We start from the raw sequence: 1222 nt of genomic DNA, 5'->3' as shown, positions 1-1222 counted from the left end.
CAGGTGGACTCGGGCTCGCCGCCGGTGGCGTCGTTGACCTGGAGGACGACCTGGTCGGCGCCGGCGGAGAGGTACTCGGCGACCCGCTTGGCGATGGTCTCCACGTCGCCCCACACGGTGACCTGGTCGATGAGGCGGTCGCTGAGGTCGGCGACGTCGTCGGTGGTGAAGCCCATCCGGGCCAGGTTGCGGACGTAGCCGGGGACGGTGGTCAGGAAGCGGATCGACTCGCGGGCGACGCCGCGCGCCACGGCCGGGTCGCGCTCGGGGACGACGACGACGAGCACGGCCAGCGTCCGGTCGGAGCCGAGCACGGCGCGTGCGTCGGTGACGTACTGCGAGGTGACGAGGGTCGGGTACGCCCCGGCGGCACGGTCGCGGGCGAGGCGGAGCATGGCCGGGCCGAGGGCGGCGAGGATGCGTCCGTCGGCCGGCACCGAAGGCTGCGCGGCGTCGAGCTCGTCGAGGTAGGCGCCGAGGGTGTCCAGCGGTCTCGCGCCGTGCGCGCCGCCGAGGCCGGCGAGGTAGCGGCCGGGATGGCCGGCGGCGAGCGCCGCGTAGGTCGCCGCGACTTCGGCGGCGGGAACCTGGTCGACGGACAGGATGCCGTTGGCGACGACCAGGCTGTCCGTCCCCCGCACGACCTGCTCGACAAGGGTGACGTTGTTGCTCTGGCCGCCGGGCAGCCACAACGTCGCATAGCCGAGCCCCTCGACCTCGGCGGCCGCGGTGACGGCGGCGCCGGTGTCCGTGCTGAAGGCGATGGTCGAACTCGCGATACCGATGGTGCCAAGAGTGCTCATGGATCGGGTAACCCGCCGGTGCGGAGCCTTGTTCCGGCAGGTGACCGCACGGTCGCCCACTGCGCCGACGGTCCGCGGCGCCGATGGGTCCAAAGCTTCCCCGCTTGCTCTACCTGGCATTTCCCTTCGCTGGAGTGGCTCCACCACTCCGACGGGGTAGCCCTTTGGGGTAATCACCTCCTCAGCACAGGTTGCGTGGGCACGCACCGACTCCCTACTCTCCGAAAAATCGCCTTTACAAAAGCCGCAGGGAATGCTTCACGCATCTCCGCCAACCGTTACTAAGCCCACGGAATATCACCGACAGCCGCAGTCTCGGACGTGCCGTCCCGCGATGACTTGCGGATGATCGGCGCGGGTCCGGCCCAGGGCCCCGGGAAGATCGTTCTAGGTTGCGATCTGCTACGCGGAGTATTGGC

1 protein-coding gene is annotated in these 1222 nt (G+C 70.2%); it reads right to left on the bottom strand.

Annotated features, from left to right (window positions below; translation table 11 throughout):
• Nucleotides 1-803 (bottom strand): TIGR03620 family F420-dependent LLM class oxidoreductase (locus tag G6R25_RS24050; RefSeq protein WP_163554660.1); only part of this gene is annotated, 803 nt, incomplete at its 3' end.
• Between the last annotated feature and the right edge of the window lie 419 nt (nt 804-1222).

Origin of the sequence: Candidatus Frankia alpina (assembly GCF_902806485.1) — a bacterium.
Taxonomy (GTDB): domain Bacteria; phylum Actinomycetota; class Actinomycetes; order Frankiales; family Frankiaceae; genus Frankia; species Frankia alpina.
This window is presented reverse-complemented; position numbering and strand designations above follow the sequence as displayed.